The organism is Pseudomonas sp. B21-019, from assembly GCF_024749225.1.
GTDB lineage: Bacteria > Pseudomonadota > Gammaproteobacteria > Pseudomonadales > Pseudomonadaceae > Aquipseudomonas.
Window position 1 is genome coordinate 3916186 of record NZ_CP087193.1, and the last position, 18619, is coordinate 3934804.

Annotated in this window: 11 protein-coding genes; 6 read left to right on the plus strand and 5 right to left on the minus strand. The window is 56.2% G+C overall.

Going from position 1 to position 18619, the window contains the following annotated elements:
* Position 1: 1 nt before the first annotated feature.
* The 5 genes from LOY36_RS17425 (at position 2) to LOY36_RS17445 (ending at position 8078) form a co-directional block, all read left to right on the plus strand.
* Positions 2–727, plus strand: coding sequence for a DUF4123 domain-containing protein (locus LOY36_RS17425; RefSeq protein ID WP_408981094.1), 726 nt, complete (start codon positions 2–4; stop codon positions 725–727).
* Positions 724–5703, plus strand: a complete 4980-nt coding sequence (locus LOY36_RS17430) for an RHS repeat protein (RefSeq protein ID WP_258669270.1) — start codon at positions 724–726, stop codon at positions 5701–5703. The genes LOY36_RS17425 and LOY36_RS17430 overlap by 4 nt, the downstream gene beginning before the upstream one ends.
* A complete protein-coding gene (locus LOY36_RS17435; RefSeq protein WP_258669272.1) occupies positions 5700–6170 on the plus strand; it encodes a hypothetical protein in 471 nt (156 codons plus the stop codon). The genes LOY36_RS17430 and LOY36_RS17435 overlap by 4 nt, the downstream gene beginning before the upstream one ends.
* Before the next feature lie 144 nt (positions 6171–6314).
* Positions 6315–6920 (plus strand): hypothetical protein, encoded by a 606-nt coding sequence (locus LOY36_RS17440; RefSeq protein WP_258669274.1) that lies wholly within the window; start codon positions 6315–6317, stop codon positions 6918–6920.
* A gap of 159 nt (positions 6921–7079) precedes the next feature.
* Complete coding sequence (locus LOY36_RS17445) at positions 7080–8078, plus strand: hypothetical protein (RefSeq protein WP_408981128.1); 999 nt, start codon at positions 7080–7082, stop codon at positions 8076–8078.
* 72 nt (positions 8079–8150) lie between these two features.
* Here LOY36_RS17445 and LOY36_RS17450 read toward each other — a convergent pair.
* A protein-coding gene (locus tag LOY36_RS17450; RefSeq protein ID WP_230175655.1) for an IS3 family transposase occupies positions 8151–9313 on the minus strand; the annotation gives its coding sequence in 2 pieces (ribosomal slippage) (positions 8151–9058 and positions 9058–9313; 1164 coding nt in all).
* A gap of 521 nt (positions 9314–9834) precedes the next feature.
* Here LOY36_RS17450 and LOY36_RS17455 point away from each other — a divergent pair.
* Entirely contained in the window at positions 9835–11703 is a 1869-nt protein-coding gene (locus tag LOY36_RS17455) for an ATP-binding protein (protein ID WP_258669282.1), read from the plus strand.
* Between the two features lie 501 nt (positions 11704–12204).
* On the opposite strand, the gene LOY36_RS17460 is transcribed toward LOY36_RS17455, so the two are convergent.
* The 4 genes from LOY36_RS17460 to LOY36_RS17475 all read right to left on the minus strand — a co-directional run bounded on the left by LOY36_RS17460 (position 12205) and on the right by LOY36_RS17475 (position 18215).
* Entirely contained in the window at positions 12205–13275 is a 1071-nt protein-coding gene (locus tag LOY36_RS17460; protein WP_258669285.1) for a lipocalin-like domain-containing protein, read from the minus strand.
* Complete coding sequence (locus tag LOY36_RS17465; protein ID WP_258674198.1) at positions 13265–15736, minus strand: ABC transporter permease; 2472 nt, start codon at positions 15734–15736, stop codon at positions 13265–13267. Before LOY36_RS17465 ends, LOY36_RS17460 begins: the two co-directional genes overlap by 11 nt.
* A 1-nt stretch (position 15737) precedes the next feature.
* Positions 15738–16406: an ABC transporter ATP-binding protein gene (locus LOY36_RS17470; protein ID WP_258669287.1), complete on the minus strand. Its 669-nt coding sequence runs from the start codon at positions 16404–16406 to the stop codon at positions 15738–15740.
* A 111-nt stretch (positions 16407–16517) separates the two neighbouring features.
* Positions 16518–18215 (minus strand): sulfatase-like hydrolase/transferase, encoded by a 1698-nt coding sequence (locus LOY36_RS17475; protein ID WP_258674199.1) that lies wholly within the window; start codon positions 18213–18215, stop codon positions 16518–16520.
* Positions 18216–18619 lie beyond the last annotated feature (404 nt).

Consider the following 18619-nt stretch of genomic DNA (forward strand, 5'->3'; position numbering starts at 1 on the left):
GATGACTCCACAAGCGTGGCTGGCTGAACGGCCGTTGCGGACGGGTGAGCGGTTGTACTTGATTGTGAGTGCGGCCAGTGATGCCGAGCCACTGAAGGCCTTCTACCAGCAACATATGGCGCCGGAACTGATTCCGATCTGGAGCGGCACGCCTTACGCCGATTGGCAGCCCGTCATGCCTTACCTCGCCGAGCTGAAACCCAATGCTGGTTTTCTGCAATGGATCACCGAAACCGATGCCCAGGACTGGGGTTGGCTGGCAGTGTCCACCAGTACGCCGGACGTGGTGTTCGAGCACCTGCGCAGTTTGACCCAGGTGCGTATGCCCGATGGGACCGAAGTGTTTTTCCGGTTCTGGGACGGGCGACATATTTACCCGATTCTTGAAGGGCTAGGTGCTGGCGCGGGTGAAGTATTGCCGGTGTTTGACCGTTATCTGATCAATGGCCAGAGCCTGGAAGTGGGGCCGAGGGCCGTACCGCCAGCGAAGGAATGGCCGTGGTGGGAGGTGCCGCAAAAGTTGCTCGATAGTTTGACGGAAAAAGATCACACCACCGTTGTCGACAACCTGATGCAGTGGCTGGGAGAGGACTGCCCGGAACTGTTCTTCGCCTTTCCCGAAAATAACTTGCGCCAAAAGGTCGAGCGCTTCGTTCGCCAACAACCCAATACAGAAGATTTGGCAGAGCGTCTTGCTGCTCAGCTGACAAAGGAAGTCACGTCATGAATACCCCGATTGGTACCTTGGTCCTGCGCGTGCTGGACGCCAAAACCCCTGACGTGAACCTGATTCTCAAAGACTTCAAGAACTGCCTGAGCGATTACAAGGAATGGGCGGATGGCTTCCTGACCGGTTGGGCACTGGATGTCGACCAAACCTTCAAGGTCGGCAATGAAGTCAGCGTGACCAAACGCAAGACCAAAACCGGTAAGGTCGAGACCTACGCGACCTGCCCTCTGGCAGGCGACTTCACGCTGATCCACATGTTCGAGTCAGCACGATTCGTACCGATCGGCAACACACCAGTGAAACTGGAACCCGTCACCAAAGGTACTTTCTACGACGACGTCACCGGCCCCGTTATTGAAACAACGATCGGCCCGAGCGGCATCAAGGTGATCGACGGCTGCAAGAAGGGCCAGATGTATCGCATCACCTTTTTCCCGAACGTATCCCAAAGCAATGTCAAAGCACTCTACGACTCCTACCAGGGAGTGATCGGCAATCTGAACGGCTGGTTGCAAAGTGAATGGTCGAGCAAGTTCCAGCCTCAGTGGGACAGTTACTCGGCTGCTGACCGCGCGGGCCGTTCCGTCATTCTGTTGAAACGGGCGATGGATGGTCTGGAGAAGGCGCTGCTCAGGTTGTGGGATGACATCAAAAGCCTGTTCGAACTGCTCGCACACCCAAAGGAAAACCTCGAAAAGCTGCGCAAGTACCTGTCGGATGTCGAGATCGACAAGCTCTACGCCGCGTCCAAGGAGTCCATTGCTTCGGGTCTGCTGATCCTCAGTGACGAACCATTGATGTTCATTTACGTCTCGGCGATTGTGGCGTGGGTCGGCATGCTGCCACCGCAAGTCATCGTTGACGTGGTGACGGCCATTGCGTCGGAATTCCTGATCAACGTGGTATTGGGTATTTGCCTCACTGGCGGTGCCGGGATCGCGGTGCGGGTGGGGACCAAAACCCTGTCCACGGTCAAGTCCGGCACAGCGCTCAAATACCTTGAAGAACTGGCCGCGAAACTGATGAGTCTAAGCGGCAAGCACAGCCTGCCAGCGCACGCGGAGGTTTCCAAGCCACTGATTGCCAGTGCCAAGAGCGTACCGATGAAGCCGACCAAAACGGCGGCGCTCAAAATCGACGAGGCAGCCGCCAACGGTTCTAAAAATCAGCTGCCGAAGACTACGGATACGCCGAAGCAGGAAGTGAAAGACGCTTCTTCGTTTCCGCGTGGCAAGAAAGAAAAACAGACTACTCTCGCACCAAAGGAAAAGGTCGACGACGCTTCTACTCAGTCGAAAACACCTGACGACAAAAGCGCTGCCTGTGCAAAGAAAACCTGCACCAATGGTTGCCCGGTATCGATGGTTACTGGCGAAGAGCTGCTGACGCTGACCGACGGTGAACTCGGTGGCCTGCTGCCCTTCAGCTGGACGCGCCTCTATCGCACCAGCGCCGCAGAAATCGACTGTGGCCTCGGTTACGGCTGGAGCCATGCCCTGGCGCAACGCGTCGACATCAACGACGGTGAGGTGGTCTGGACCGACCACGAAAACCGCGTCACCACCTTCCCGTTGCCCAGCGTGCAGCGCCCGGCGATCACCAACAGCCTGTCGGAAGCGGCAATTTTCCTTGGCGACGATCCGTCCGAATTGATCCTCACCCAAGCCGGCGAACGCACCCAGTTCTACCACTTCCGCTACAACAGCAAAGGTGCGACGCTGATCGCCATCAGCGACAACTACGACAACCGCCTGCACATCACCCGTGACATTCACGGACGAATCAAACGTGTCGATAACGGCGTCGGTCGCGCCCTCCTCGTGCGTTACGACCGCAAACACATCGTCGCCATCGACTACCAGCAGTTTAGCCCGGCGGATAACCTGGAAGATGCCTGGAGCACTGTCCAGACCCTGGTCACCTATGGCTACGACGCCCAGCACCGCCTGATCGAAGCCAAAAACGCAGCCGGTGAAGCCGAGCGTTATGCCTATAACGAGCAGAACGTCATTCTCGAGCGGCAACTGGCGGGTGGTGCCAGCTTCTACTGGGAATGGGAAAAAGAAGGCAAGTCAGCCCGCTGCATCCATCACTGGGCAAGCTTCTCGCAGATGGACGCGCATTACGCCTGGGATGACAAGGGCAGCGTCACCGTTACCAACGCTGACGGCAGCGAAGAGGTCTACACCCACGACGATCAGGCTCGACTGGTCGCCAAAGTCGACCCGGATGGTGCCGAACACCTGAAGGCCTACGATGACAAGGGCCGTCTGATCGCCGAAAAAGACCCACTCGGCGCCGTCACCGAATACCAGTACAACGAAGCCGGTCGACTGGTTGCGGTGATTCCGCCGGAAGACGCCACCACCACTTACGAGTACTACCACGGCTACGTCCGTGTGGTGAACCGTGGCCCGGCAAAGTGGACATACTGGCGCAACGATCAGGGCGACATCACCGAACAAGTCGACCCGGACGGCAATTCGACCCACTACAGTTACAACCGCCAGGGCCGTCTGCTGGAAATCCGTCACCCCGACGGCAGCCGTCATCAACTGGGCTGGAACAACCTCGGCCAACTGCTCGAAGAACAGCTACCGGACGGCGGCCAGCGCAAATATCGCTACGACGCCTTGGGCCGGCAGATCACCCGTCAGGAAGAAACCGGCGCCATCACCCACTACCAATGGGACGCTGCCAACCGCCTCGCACAAATCACTTTGCCTGGCGGCGCTACGCGCGCATTCACCTACAACGCCTACGGCAAAGTCACTGCCGAACGCGATGAACTGGGCCGCGTCACCCGCTACGAATACGCCGATAACCTGCACTTGGTCAGTCGTCGCATCAATCCGGACGGCAGCCAGTTGCGCTACCGCTACGACAACTCGCGCCTGCTGCTCAGCGAGATCGAAAACGAACGTGGCGAGCACTACCACCTCGATTACTACCCGAACGGCCTGATTCAGCAGGAAACCGGCTTCGACGGTCGCCGCACTGCATACGAGTACGACCTCAACGGCCAACTGCTGAAGAAAACCGAATTCGGCGAAGACGGCAGTGAGTTGGTCACCGAATACCAGCGCGATGCCGCCGGCCGCTTGCTGGTGAAAACCCTGGCCGATGGCGAGGAAATTCACTACACCTATGATGCATTCGGCCGTTTGGTCAACGTCGACGACGGTCATTGGCCCCTCGCCTACGAATATGACCTGCAAGACCGCTTGATCACCGAACATCAGGGCTGGGGCACCACGCGTTACGAATACGACAAACTCGGCCAACTGAACCACTGCCGCCTCCCCGACGGCAGCAAACTCGACTACCGTCACCAACCCGGCGGTCGCCTGAGCAGCATCGACCTCAACGGCTCGCGCCTGACCACGCACCAGTTCAGCGCTGGTCGCGAACAACAACGCCAGCAAGGCTTGCTGCTCAGCCAATACCAATACGACGAACAAGGCCGACTGCAAGCTCACACCGTCAGCCAGCAGGACCGTAACCTGTTTCGTCGTCGCTACGCCTACGACGCAAACGGCAATCTTGCGGGTATCGACGACAGCCGCAAAGGCAACCGCAGCTACCATTACGATCCGCTCGATCGTCTGATCAGTGTGCGCGGAGCTACGCCTGAAAGCTTCGCCCACGACCCGGCGGGCAACCTCCTGGGACAAGGCGACCAGCCGGCCGCGAATCTTGCCAACGTCAAAGGCAACCGCCTGCTCATGCAGGGCGACCGCCACTATGACTACGACGCCCACGGCAACCTGATTCGCGAACGTCGCGGCACCGGGCAGAAACTTGTCACCGAATATCGTTACGACTGCCAACATCGCCTGATCGGTGTCAGCCTCCCCGGCGGCAGCATCGCAAGCTACAAGTACGACGCCTTCGGCCGCCGCATCGCCAAAACCGTCGATGGCCACACCACGGAATTCCTGTGGCAAGGCGAACGTCTCATCGCCGAAAGCGCTGACAACCGCTATCGCAGCTACATCTACGAACCCGGCAGCTTCCGCCCACTGGCCATGCTCGATGGCGAAGGCCCACTTGAAGCCACGCCGTTCTACTTCCAACTCGATCACCTGGGTACGCCGCAGGAACTCACCGACTACAGCGGCGAGATCATGTGGTCGGCGAAATACCGCGCTTACGGCAATCTCGCTACTCTCGATATCGCAGAAATCGAAAACCCGTTGCGTTTCCAGGGCCAATATTTCGATGCTGAGACGGGCTTACATTACAACCGGCATCGCTACTACAATCCGGGCACTGGGCGATATCTGACGCCGGATCCGATCAAGCTTGCGGGTGGGTTGAACAACTACCAGTACGTGCCTAACCCTACGGGGTGGGTGGATCCGTTGGGGTTGAGTTCAACGTGTCCTGGTCCTGATTGCAAGCTGCCCAATAATTCGGCAAATGCAACGAAACCCGACAATATTCCCATGTCCCAGGCTAAGTACGATGAAGTGATTAACCTTGAAAAAGGAAATAGGCCTGCTGACACACGTGAATATCTACCGGAGCATTATGTAAATATGCACGAAGAAGCCTTCAAGCAGCAGGGAGGCTCCTTTGTCGTTATTGACGAATGGATTGAACGCTCTAGTTATCCAACATTCCCTCCTAGAAAATTTGTAGGATTGCCATCAGAGATGGATACCGTGGTTGCCAAATACAAAGCTAGTGGGGGTAACTGGCAAGTGCTCAACAAGGAGCTCAACCTTGGTTCCTCGGACCTTTCCTCCGCCAAAATTTACCTCGTCAAAATCAAGCCTGATGATCCTAGATTTAAATATGAAATTCCAAATGGCAATGAAGCAGGTGCCTATCCAAAAGAATGGGTACCTGGAGGCGAAACAAAAAGCGGAACGAAGGAAGCAGCCCTGATCGGGTCCGAAAAAATCAATCACGGAGCTGACATGAACAAACTTCTGAGCCAATTTGACGACTGGGAACAACTCCAATGATCAGCAACTTTGAAAAAGCGCTAAATAGAGACGAATTCCCAGCCTACTTCAGAGGGGCTGGCGTTTATTTCACGAAAGATCCTGACTGGGGAACTCAGCTACACATCATTAACTGGCAAGGACTTTGCGGCTTTCTAAAAACACAAAAAAGTCCAGAGTCCATATTAGCAAACGCGTTCAAAAAATACGTAGCAACCATTAATAACACCGTAGAAGATGCAAATGATCTTCTCGAAAATATTGGCTGTTATTACTACATGCGAAAAAAGATTCCAGCCCTAGCTGCAAATGGGTTCGATCTAATCCGCGACTTGTCTAGAAATGAAAAGCAGATAATATCTAACTCCATGGGATTCCTGCGTCAAGAACTGAACAAAGCCAACAACGCACAAGACATTGAGCTTTACAATCGGCGAATGACAAAACTTCTAAATGATGGCGGACCAACAAATCTAGAAAATTTATAAGCATAAAATAAGGACAAAGGGACAGATTTATTTTCTAAGCGCTCATGAAAACAAACCTGAGAATCGTCTGGCCGACCTCCCCCTCCTCACGGAGGAGGCGCAAAATTCAAGGTGCGAACTTAGACTTTGCTAGGAGTATGCCAATTGCCTTATCCCGATCTGCAAAATGCTGTTCAACATGCTGGATTCACCGTCACCGAGTTCTCGGATCAGCGAGTATATTTCGGCTGTTGGTCGCTGACCGTCGAAGCTCATGGGTACACCTACTTAATAGTCAACGAAGGACGAGACGGTTGGTTAATGTTTTATCGCATGGGCACCGCAGGAACATTTACGGAACTGGACAAGAAAGTATCGACTTGGATGGACGACTCCGATAAAGCAACTCAATGCCTGATCTGGCTTTCTAGCTACCGTCCTCCCCTACAGCCCCACAAAGTCCGAAATTATTATGTGATTGCCGAAAAGGATCTTGTACCGGAGCAACCCCACAGCGCTGACTGGCCAAAATTGATCGGCTACTGCTACGACGATGACTACTTTTTGTTTTTCGAAGGCAAGGGTCATGGACTGAGTGGGACAGCAGTACCCGCTTGCGAAGGCAAAAAAGCTGAGTGGCGAAAGATATTCGTGGCACTGGACGTCGAGTGGTTTATGAGCTGGCTGGAAACACTGAAGTTCACGTCGGAGGAGGCATTTACCTTAGCGTTAACCAAGAAGACAGGCTCGCTCGGAGTTCGTCGATATTAAAAACCATGGTGGAGACAGATTTGTTTCTACGTGACCATGAAAATAATCTGTCCCCCTTTTGCTTCCGATGCATTGCCATCGACAAGTCACTCCCAAAGAAACCGGATCACCACCCAACAAAGGAATGAACCCTTGGTTACCATTGCACGACCATTCGCCATGCTTCTGGCATTGACCCTTTCTCTTGACGCCGTTGCGCTGTCACTTCGATCAGAAAAGCGCGAAGACGGTGCCACTGTGCTGCTGCTCACCAACGACCCTGCCCCGGAGCACGCACCACAGCTCAACGAAGATCCGGCGATACGGGCCGCCTTGATTGACTTCATCGGTTACGCGACAGGCAGCTACACCAACGATGGCTCGTTGATCGTGACGCAAGTACTGGAATCTCTCGATTCAGAGTTCTCGACGTTTGAGGAAGGTGTGCCTGCCGGGCGCAAGATGCTTACCGCCATGGATGACGGTAACCACGGCGACGAACGCGGCGCGCTGTTGCTGGACGAAAAGGGGCAGTTGATCGCCGTTGGGCTGGTCAATGGGCACTGTACCGTCAAATCACGCACAGAGTCGTTGTCCTGCAATCCCGGTCCAGAAACCGTGCTGACCATCTTCCAGGCGAAAGGCGCCAAGAAGAGCGACGCTGACCCAATCATTGTCTGGAGCAAACAGTTGCCGCCATTGATCGCGTATTGGGCCGAAAGTGAAGATCCCGAAACACGCGCTCGAGCGCAAAAAATTGCCACGGTCGAATACATCACCACTGATCCGAAAAAAGACTCCTGGAACGCCTCGCAATTACCTTCCGACTTCCCGAAGGCGATGCTCCCGTTGCTTCCGAAGAATGCCCATCTGGCGGGCGCCGGCGTCGATGGCGTGTACACCACGCCCGGCATGAAAGGCGCACCGATTTACGGTGACTTCGACGAATTGGCAGGCCGCCCACGACATGATTTCGAGGTCATGCTGAAAACCTATACCGAGTTCTCCGACGTCGTCGAGTTTTACAAACAGAATGCCAAGGGTGCCGAGTTAAGTGCGAACGATGAAAAGGCATTGATTGAAGGCGTTGCGGGTGGTGCCACCTACAAGATCGAGATCAAGGATAACGAGGAAGAAGGAACAGCCATCACCTTTTCCGCATGGAGAAAAGAAGTCTGACTTTCTTTAACTAGATGATCGAACGCAAGACGCAGACTTATTCAAATCTTCGTGACGGGTAATCTGTAGTGGTCAACTAATCCCGGACACGACGTTAAGTTTTTCCTCGGCCCGAGCTGGTGCCAACCCACCATTGAATTGGTGAGGCCGAATCCAGTTGTACCGATGCATCAAGAAGTGGCTGATATCGCGCTTGGCTTCTTGAGTCGTTCTGTAGCCCGTGGTCGGTATCCATTCCGTTTTTAGGCTGCGGAACACGCGCTCCATTGGCGCGTTGTCCCAGCAATTTCCCCGGCGACTCATGCTCTGGCGCATGCGATAACGCCACAATCGCTGACGAAATAGCCGGCTTGCGTATTGCGACCCCTGATCCGAGTGAAACAGCAGACCCGAAGGCCTGCCACGCTGCTCGTAGGCCATATCCAGGGCCTTGATCACCAGTTCAGCGTCCGGCTTTTCCGACAACGCCCAGCCCACCACCCGGCGCGTGCAGAGATCCAGTACGACCGCCAAGTAATGCCATTTCCCCTGGGCCCAAATGTAGGTGATGTCGCCGCACCAGACTTGATTCGGGGCTGGCACATCAAACTCACGGTTCAAGGTATTCGGGATATCGAGTCTTTCTACTGTCGCTCGTTTGTAGGCATGTGAGCCGGGTTGTTTACTGACTAAATCAAGCTCGCGCATCAAGCTGCGCACTTTGAATCGACCAAGTTGTTCACCGTCTTCAAGCATCAGCGACAAGATACTGCGGCTGCCCGCAGCGCTACGACTTTGCGTGAACAACTCGTTCACCCGGCTGCGCAACCGAAGTCGTTCAACATCAGGCGTGCGGCGCCTAAGGCGCTGGGCGTAGTAGCACGAACGAGTGACTTCAAACAGCTTGCACAGCCAATCAACCGGCTCATGGACGCTCAACTGATTGATCAGCGCGTACGCTCGTGATCTTCCGACATCAAGAGCGCGGTAGCCTTTTTTAATATCGATTTTTCCCGTTCAAGCCGGGCAATCCGGGCTTCCAGCTCCTGAATTTTCTGTTGTTCCGGGGTCAATGCTTTGCTCTGCGGCGTAACACCTTGGCGCTCTTGCTGAACCTGATCAACCCAGCGGCGCAGGGCCGACTCGCCGACGCCAAGTGAACGGCTGGCTTCGATGTAGCTGTAGTTTTGCTTGAGCACGAGGTCGGCAGCCTCGCGTTTGAATTCAGCAGAAAAGGAACGGCGTTGTTTGGTCATCTGACACCTCGATCTGGCGAGCATTCTCGCCTAAATGGGTGTCCGGTTTCATTAGACCACTACAAATCTGCCCTTTGCCCAATTTCGTTCAGGTGGTTCGACCATGACTCGATACGGCATCGACTACACGATCCCTCCCTTGCTTGCTCGACACCGCAGCGCCTGTCGAGGTGCTGCATGCTGGACGTAGTCGGACGACGGTTACGGGCGCAGCTTTAATTCAGCCAATAAAAATGGGCGACGCCAGGGTCGCCCATTTTTATATCCGACGTTTAATATCATTCCTCAAATTGATCCACACAGCATTTCGCAAGAGGCTGCTAAAACATCACCTGCAAATTTATTGATACAGGAGCAAAAGCCTTCAAACTTCCACTATATTGGACTCTTCCGCAAAATCTTGACCACCCAAGAAACCCAAAAAACTGGCGCTTCGGTCAAGTAATTTCCACACTGAGAAATATTGGTTTTCAGCCAGTCTTCAATTTATGCTTGAGCTCACAGTATGGAGGCTGTGATGAATGTTCAAACTCAGACGGAAAACATGGGCGTTACTTTTGGTCTACATCGTAGGTGTCAGTGGTTATATCTACTACCTTTACGTCGAGACTCAAGGCATCCTCACTGACAACATTAATAACAAGCTGCTGCATGCCGCGTTGGGCGCTTCGGCCATCCTCGGCGACCGCTACCATGACAATCTGATCGACAAACAGTCGAAAACGGAAGCGCAAGACTGGGATGCCATTCAGCGGCTTTCCAGGTTCAACGAGTCCATGGGCACCGCGTTTGTCTACAGTGTGGTCAAACGCGCTGGGGAAGCCTATCTAGTCAGTTCCAGCGCATCGAAAAAAGAAATTCAAGAGCAGAATTTCGTACGTTTTTTCGATCCTTATCCCGATGCCAGTCAGGCTTTGCTCGACAGTTTTGAGCGCACCGAGCCCACCTGGATCGATTACTCGGATCACTGGGGAGACTTTCGCGCTGTCTTCGTCCCGATGAAGTCCCAGGACGGAACGGTTTATGTAGTGGGGGCGGAGATGACGTTGGCGGATTACTACCACCAACTCAATCAGGACTCCCTGCACCATATCCTCCTTGCCATTCTGGTATTTCTCGCCTTCAGTCTTTTACGCATGCGTGCGCATCTTCAGCAATTGCAAATAAACGAACAGGTATTGAATCAGGCAAAAAATGCCGCCGAGGACGCTGATCGTTCAAAAACCAGATTCTTGGCCACCATGAGTCATGAAATCCGCACCCCCATGTACGGGGTTATCGGCGCGACCGAGTTGTTGGCTGGGTCTGCCCTCACTTCCGAGCAAAATAATCTGGTAAAAACGATTCATACCAGTGGACGAACCCTGTTGTCTCTTATCGACAATATTCTTGACTTGGCAAAAATCGAAGCGGGCAAACTTGAATTGAAGCCTCGTGTATTCGACGTGAGAGTACTGGTTTCATCCAGTATTGAAATGATCCGGCAAAACATTCAGGACAAACCAATAGTCCTTGAGGCCCAGGTCTCACCGGACGTACCGCCGTGGGTCAAAGCCGATAGCGATTGCCTTCGCCAGATATTGATCAACTTGTTGGGCAATGCGGTCAAATTCACCGAAGCCGGACAAGTATCACTCGTGGTCACGACTCGTGGTTACGGCCCTCGAGCGCGCCTCGACTTCTCCATACGCGATACCGGCATAGGTATCCCCTTGGCTCGGCAAAGCAGCCTGTTCAAGCCTTTTACCCAGTTTAAAGGGCCGACCAGTCAACGCTTTACCGGGAGCGGGCTCGGTCTTTCCATTTGCAAGAATCTGGTCGAGGCACAACAGGGGACGTTGTCCTTCACCAGTCAGCCTGGCGTTGGATCGACGTTCTTTTTCTCACTCCCCATGGAGCTTTTTTCAGTTTCGGAGATACCCATCGAGAGCAATCAGGCAGCGGTTGGTTTCGACGCTTCTTTTGCCCAGGATTATCCACTGGATATCCTGCTGGTGGAGAATCATCCAATTAACCAGAAAGTTGCTCTGGCGATGTTACAGGCATTGGGTTATACGCCTGACCTCGCGTCAAATGGCCTGGAGGCGGTCAATCAGTGTATGACATCGACTCCGGATATCATTTTCATGGATATCAATATGCCTGTTATGGATGGATTAGCGGCCATGCGTAAAATCCGCCAACGACCGCTGGGCGATACTTGCTATATCGTTGCTTTCACCGCAAACGCTTTTTCGAGCGAGATTGAACGTTTCAGGGCCGCCGGAGCCAATGATATTTTAACCAAACCGACAAACTTTCAGTCCTTGACCCGAGTGCTTCAACGAGCAGCCAATTACCGACAGCAGCTCCAGGCCGGCACGCGGGGAGTGAATACCATTTCAAGTTGACGCCAGAATCTGGCTGTTGATGGCGTACACCGTATCCTGACCCGGATTGGCTCCATCAGCCAATAAAAATGGGCGACCCCAAGGTCGCCCATTTTTATATCCGAAACTTTTAAACAGCACCTCCCAAAGAAGGTGTTCGCCCAGTGTAATGGCCTGGCAATCCATGCACCGGTAAAGAGCCCTGACACCGGGCGAACGGGAAGGATTTTAATAGAATTTGGCAGATATGTCCTCGTGTACAAACATGAAATTTATGCACGTAATATTTCGTAAGGCCCCGCTTACACAACGTCTACAAACTTCCTAAACGCACCGGTTCGACCATTAAAATTGATTGTTCTTATACAGCTATCCGCACAAGAACAATCAATACGTACAAGTAATGATCAGCTTGGGTGCTGGCAGGCCACTTTCAGCACATCGCTACAGGTCAGCACAACGCTCTACCCTGCTTTCAGATCTTTCAATTTCGCCGAACAGCGTGGCGCCGAGAGTTCCGGGTCAATAACCAGTCATCTCCAGATACCCCTGCCCCCCATGACTGCCGCTCAGCCGCACCGGCCCTTCCCAGTAAGGAATGCGCAAGTCCATCCAGGCTTTGGGGTTGAGGGCGTCGATAGTAATTTCGAGGCGCTTGCCCGGGATGTTGATCGACCAGCGCACAGGCATCGAACGCCCGGCGACCTTGGCGGTGTCTTGCGGTGTGAGGCTGATATCGTCGGCGTGCAGCAACTGCGTCTGCCCCTGAGCGTCGATCCAGGTGCCGGTGAGGTATGGCGCGCCGTCCTTTTGCCGCATGCGGTAGAGCATCACTTGCTCACCGCTGTCCAGGTGCAGGGAGAACCAGTCCCAACCGGTCTGGTTGGCGGTCAGCGGTTGACTGCTCCACTCGCGGTCGAGCCAGGCCGGGCCGTTGACCGTGTAGGTTTTGCCGTCGATTTCGAGGGTGCCGCTGGCCTGGAAAAAAGGCTGGCTGTAGTAGTACGACGCCTGGCCTTGTTCGGATTTCTGGCTGAAGCCTTTGTCTCCCTGAAGTACCAGTGGCCGGGTTGACGTCAGTCGAAGCTGGTAGCTGAACGCCTTGTCGCGGGCGCTGAGTTGCAGGTCTGCCAGTGGGTTTTCGTCGGTGGCCTGACTGCTGAAACGCCAGTCATCGATCCATGCATTGAACGGCTTAAGGATCACTCCGGCCTGGCCGACACCGCCTCGGGCATAGCGTTCGGCGGCATGGTGTGCGGCGGCGGATGTCACGGCCGCGTGGCCCAGCCAGATAGTCTGATTGGCCCAGCCAGGTTGCTCGGGCGTCGCTTTCAAGGCGCTGCGAAACAGCGTCCATTGCGCGCCGAACTCGCGCCCCTGATCGTCCTTGAGGTTGGCGGTGACGTACCACCATTCAATGCGAAAGCCATCATGGGGGCCATGGTCCGCCGGGAAACTGAACACTCGCTCAGGCACCACCGGGGTAAATGCGGCAGCCTGATGGCCGAGACCGGCGAAGCCTTTTTCCGGCGCAGGCGTGTTGTCGCAGCCACTCAGCAACGCCAGTAACAACACGCCGACTTTAATCTTCATGAGCAAACGTCCTCAGCAGATCCGCCGGTTGCGTGCGATATAGCGAATACAACGGCCACGCCGACGCAAGCAACGTGGCGAGCAAGGCCAGGCCCATCAACTGCAACAGTTGCAGTGGAAACACCCGTAGCGGCAAGCGCCAGCCGAAGGCCTGAACGTTGATCACCGTGTCCAGGCACCACGCCAATGCGATGCCCAACGGCAATGCCAGCACCAACGTCAGCACCGCGAGCAACCAGGTCTGCCCGAGGTTGAGCAGCATCAACTGTCGCCGCGTCACGCCCAGCGCCCACAGCGGCGCGAGTTGTCCGAGGCGGCTCTGGCTCTGAGTCAGCAGGCTGATGAACAGCGCCACGCCCGCGACGCAAAGCGTCAGACTGTTGAGTGCGGCGGTGGCGGCGAAGGTGCGCTCGAACACTTGTGTGGACCAACCCTTGAGCCGGGCCTGATCGACGATGCGGCTGTCGTCCAGGGCGAAGCGCGCTTGCAGCGCGGCCAGGAACGCGGGAATCGACGCGGGCTCGATGCGCAGGTTGAAACGGCTGGGTGTCAGCTGCGGCCAGCCGCGCAGCAGGTGATTGATGTTGACCAGCAGATGGCCCTTGGGATTGCCGTAGTCGGCGTAGATCCCGACGATCCGTGGCGACCATGGACCGTTGGGCGTGGCAATGGTCATGTGATCACCCAGGCGCACCTTCAACCGCCGGGCCAGTTGTTCGCTGAGCATCAGCGCGTCGTCCTTGGCCAGTCGTTCCCAAGGGTCGTCGCCCAAGGCCTCCAGCAACGGCCAGTGCTGACGATAGGTCGGGTGATCGATCACGCCGAAGACATCCGCCGGCCAGCCCTGTAACTGAATCGACACTTGCCAGTTGGGTAGCACCGCGCTGACTTGGGGTTGTTGTTTGAGCCATGTGTAAAGCTCTCGGGCCTGGGCCGGATTTTGCGGATTGACATACAACTCGGCGGTCAGGCGTTGTTCGAGCCAGTTGTTGAAGGTCTGGCGGAAACCGGCGGTCATGCTGCCGGCGCCGATGTTCGCCGCCAGCGCCAATAACAGCGCCATCAAGGCCAGGCTCAGGGCCGGCAACTGCTGACGGCAGTCGGCGACAAACCATTGGCCGAGCACTGAATGACTGTGCCGAAGCACCCGGTTGAGCACGCTGTTCAACACCACCGGCAAGGCCAGCGCGGCGCCGATCAACAACGCGGCCATTAGCACGAAGCCACTGCTCAGGCTGTCGCCGAACATCAACGCCAACACCGCGATCAGCGCAGCCATCGCCGCGACCCAACCCTGACGCCGCAACCAGCGCGCGTGGGCCTGATGCCAGGCTTGCGGATCGGCCAGCGCCAGCAACGGCAAACGTGCCGCTCGCAGCAAACTGTTGGCGCCGGCCAGCAACGCGCCGAACAGGCTCAGACCAATACCGCTGAACCACCACAGCGGGCTGAGACTCAACTGTCCCGGCACTTCCGCGCCGTACAAGCCGCGCAAACTGGCGGCAACGTCCGGCAACAGCACGCCGGCCAGCAGGTAGCCGCTGACCACGCCGGCGACACCACCGATCAACGCCAGACCTCCCAGCTCGACGGCGAGGCCGGCAATCAGCATCCGCGCGCTGATGCCGCAGGCGCGCAGGGTTCTGAGCAAGCCTCGACGTTGCTCCAGCGCCAGGCCGATCGCCGCGTGCACGATGAACAGGCCGACCACGAACGACAGAAAGCCCAGGGCATCGAGGTTCAGGTGGAAGCTCTCGGTCAGGCGCGCAAGATTGTTTTCTTCGCCGCTGCTGATGAGCTGGAGTTGGCCCTTGAACTGATCAGGCAGGGTCGCGGTGAAATCCTTGGGCAGCAACAGACGTGACAGTTGATTTGGCAATTGCAGAATCTGCTGGGCGAAGCCGATGTCCACCAGCAACACACCGGGGGCCATGTCGGGTTGGGCACGCAGTGGCGGCAAGGCGATGCCGCTCTCGGCCGTCGGTGTTTCACCTTCGCCCAAGCCCAACGCCTGCAAGGTCTGCGGCGAAATCCAGGTGCTGCCCGGCGCCGTAAAGAACTCGACAACCTGCTCGATCGGTAATGTCTGCCCGGCCACTGCGGAACCGGCCGGCAGCGACACCGGTTCAATGCCCATCAACTGCAAGCGCTGGTCTTCATGGCCCTTGAGCGTCACCCGGCCTCGCAACACGGGCGATACCGGCCAACCTGCGCGACGCAGGTCGATAAACAATTGCTGCGGGAACACCCCGCCGCCGGGCGCACTGAGGCTGGCTTGAGGTTCGCCACCGATCAGCTGACTGGCCCGTGCGTAGCTTTCCCGTGCCTGACTGTTCAGCGCTTGCACGCCGGTAAGCAGGCTGGTGGCGAGCCAGAGCCCGGTCAGCACACTGAAAAATTGCACCGGGTGTTGCCGCCAATGGCTGAGCAGCGCCCGCAATGTCTCGCGAAAAACCCGCACTTCAGCGCTCGTCCGCGCCAGCCAGACGGCCATTGTGCAGCACCACTTTTTCCGCCAGCCGCGCGGCGACCCTTGGGCTGTGAGTGACCATCAGCAACGTCGTCGGGCTGTCGTCGAGCAGCTCCAGCAACAACTTCAACACCTCATCGCTGGTGGCTTCATCGAGACTGCCGGTGGGTTCGTCGGCCAGCAGCAGTTTCGGTTGCGAGGCCAACGCCCTGCCAAGCGCAACTCGCTGTTGTTGCCCGCCAGACAGTTGTTCCGGATAGCGCTGCAACAGATCCACCAACCCAAGACGCTGCACCAGATGCGCCTGCCAACGCGGATCGTGGCGCCCGGCCAGACGCGCCTGAAACGCCAGATTGTCCTCGACCCGCAAGCTGCCGATCAGGTTGAACTGCTGAAACACCAGGCCGATTTCGGTGCGCCGCCAGTGGGCCAATTGGCCTTCGTTCATCTGTTCCAGCCGATGCTCGCCGCTGCGAATGCTGCCGCGATCGACCTTGTCCAGGCCGGCGATCAGGTGCAGCAAGGTGCTTTTGCCACTGCCCGACTCGCCCATCAACGCCAGGCTGCTGCCGGGTTTCAATGAGAGGTCGACGCCTTGTAATACCGGCAAAGGGCCTTGGGGGGTGGCGTAGCTTTTGAAGACGCCCTGGACCGAAAGCATGAGAGGAGGCTCGTTGAAGGCAGTGGGCCTAGGATAGCGGACGGCAGCAGGACCGCGTTATCGTTTATCGCGAGCCTGCTCGCGATAAGGCCAGGCCATTTCATCAAAATCTCACTGCCCCACCGCCACACTCGGCACCACCGGCCCCGGCGTCACAATGCTCTTCAGATCGATGTACTTCCACGCAGGCACAGCGCCGAGCCGCGCATTGAAGCGATAGTTGAAGGTGAAATCATCCGCCGTCGACACACTCAACGGTTTGCCATACACCGCCTCGATCCCCGCCAGGTCATAGCCCATCAACTGCAACAACGTCGGGAAGATGTTGTAGTGACTGGAGCGATCCTTGTTGGCCGGCATTTGCGCCTGCCAGTCCAGGGTCTTCAAGTCGCTGCCCGAAATCACCACCAACGGCACCAACCCCTCTTCCTCCACCGGATCACTGCCGCAGTGAGTGTTGAGCCCCGGGTTCCCTCGCTCATGCAGATCCTGCCCATGGTCCGAGGTGTAGATCAGCAACGCATTGCGCAAGTCCGCCTGGGCGAAAACCCGTGCGAAGAACTCGCCGACATTCCACAGCACGGTATTTTTATAGGCATTGCGGTACAACACCCAATCATCCGGCTGACCGTTGAAGCCATCGCGCTTACCGGTGTCCGCCACCTCGACAAACTGCCCCCGAGGCAATGTCGGGCGGTAGGCCATAAACGCATCCGGGTATTTGTCGTGTACCGGGAAATGCGCGCCGACCTTGTTGATCACCACCAGCTCCGGTATGCCGTCGTTGAGCAGATCGATCAGCTTGGCCGCCGCAGCCATGTCGCGCTCACGCACGCTGGTCTGGTCGAATTGCACGAACTCGTCGATGTCCTGTTTCTCGACATTGTTCATCAGGTTCTGCAAGTTGCCGCCCGTACGCTGGGCATCGATGTAAACCGTGCGCAGCCCGGCTTTTTTCGCGTACTGCCAGATCGACGGCAGTGTGGTGTTGATCCGCATGTAATCGCCACGGGTGCCGCCATAGCGCAACGTGACGTTGGTGTCGGCGCTGCAATTGGCGATGGACGCGGCATAGCCGTAATTGAAGATGTCCACGCCCGGGTGCGCTTCCTTGAGGTTGCTGTGCACACCGAATGGCGTGTTGATGTCCAGGTAATTACCGGAAATGCTCTCGTCGATGATCAGTACGATGTCGTGGTCCACCGGCTGATCGATGCGCGCCAGACTCACCGGCTCGCGCGGGCCGACGGTGTTGTGCAGTGCTTCATAGGTAAACAGATTCAGATAGGCCAACGGCGTGTACATGATCGGCAAGCCACGGGCGCCCTCGCCGGCCCGCACGAACAACACGACACTGAGCAGCAGCACGCCGAGCACCGGTGCCGCCACCAACAGCGCCCCCGGCAATGGTAGCCGTCGACGCGGCTTGAGCCCGATACCCAACAGCAGCAACAAGCCACTGACCATCGCACCGATGATCGCATCGCGGTACTGGTAAGCCGCTTCCTGAATGAACCCGCCGGAATACACCAGCGACACAAAGCTGCTGTAAGTCAGGTAACTGGCGGTCACGTGCGTATACACGTCAAAGAAAATCGCCGAGCCAAACAGCGCCAACGCAAACAAATGACGGACCAGTGTCTGACGAATATAGGCGGTCATGAACAGCGCGATCGTCAGCACCACGAACATCCCGCCATACAGCAACATCGGCAAACCGATGCCCAATGCCTCGAGACGATCGAGGTAATAGTCGTAGCTTTTGAGTAAATACAGAACCAGCAACAGTTCCTTGAAGTATCGGATCATGGTGGATGCAGTACCTCCATGGCTGCCATTGGCCAATGGAAACCAATGATTATCAGCCATTTTCTGACACTAGCACCGAGCCATGAAAGCGCAAGAAATGCCGGTTTTTTGCCAAAAGCGTCAAAAAAACATTAACTCAAATCTGACGCTTCAAAACGGCTGTAACCCTTGTAATACAAGCCTTTCGACCGTTTATCGTTTTCTTGAAACCCCTAAAAACTGCGACAAATCCAGCAACGGCAAGCACTTGATAGCAAATAGCCCGTGAAATCAGGGTTTTCAGCCCGCGCTACCCGTCATTTTGCTGACACGCTTTCCCAAGGCTGGGCTATACCCCTTTTGACAGTCTCATTTCAGTTACATCCACCGTCTTACGAGGCGCGCCAATATGGACGTAAGCGTAT

Coding starts and splice junctions, on each gene's coding strand:
- LOY36_RS17475 (WP_258674199.1), bottom strand. CDS start 18,215: ATGATCCGATACTTCAAGGAACTGTTGCTGGTTCTGTATTTACTCAAA.
- LOY36_RS17435 (WP_258669272.1), top strand. CDS start 5,700: ATGATCAGCAACTTTGAAAAAGCGCTAAATAGAGACGAATTCCCAGCC.
- LOY36_RS17470 (WP_258669287.1), bottom strand. CDS start 16,406: ATGCTTTCGGTCCAGGGCGTCTTCAAAAGCTACGCCACCCCCCAAGGC.
- LOY36_RS17460 (WP_258669285.1), bottom strand. CDS start 13,275: ATGAAGATTAAAGTCGGCGTGTTGTTACTGGCGTTGCTGAGTGGCTGC.
- LOY36_RS17455 (WP_258669282.1), top strand. CDS start 9,835: ATGTTCAAACTCAGACGGAAAACATGGGCGTTACTTTTGGTCTACATC.
- LOY36_RS17445 (WP_408981128.1), top strand. CDS start 7,080: ATGCTTCTGGCATTGACCCTTTCTCTTGACGCCGTTGCGCTGTCACTT.
- LOY36_RS17425 (WP_408981094.1), top strand. CDS start 2: ATGACTCCACAAGCGTGGCTGGCTGAACGGCCGTTGCGGACGGGTGAG.
- LOY36_RS17430 (WP_258669270.1), top strand. CDS start 724: ATGAATACCCCGATTGGTACCTTGGTCCTGCGCGTGCTGGACGCCAAA.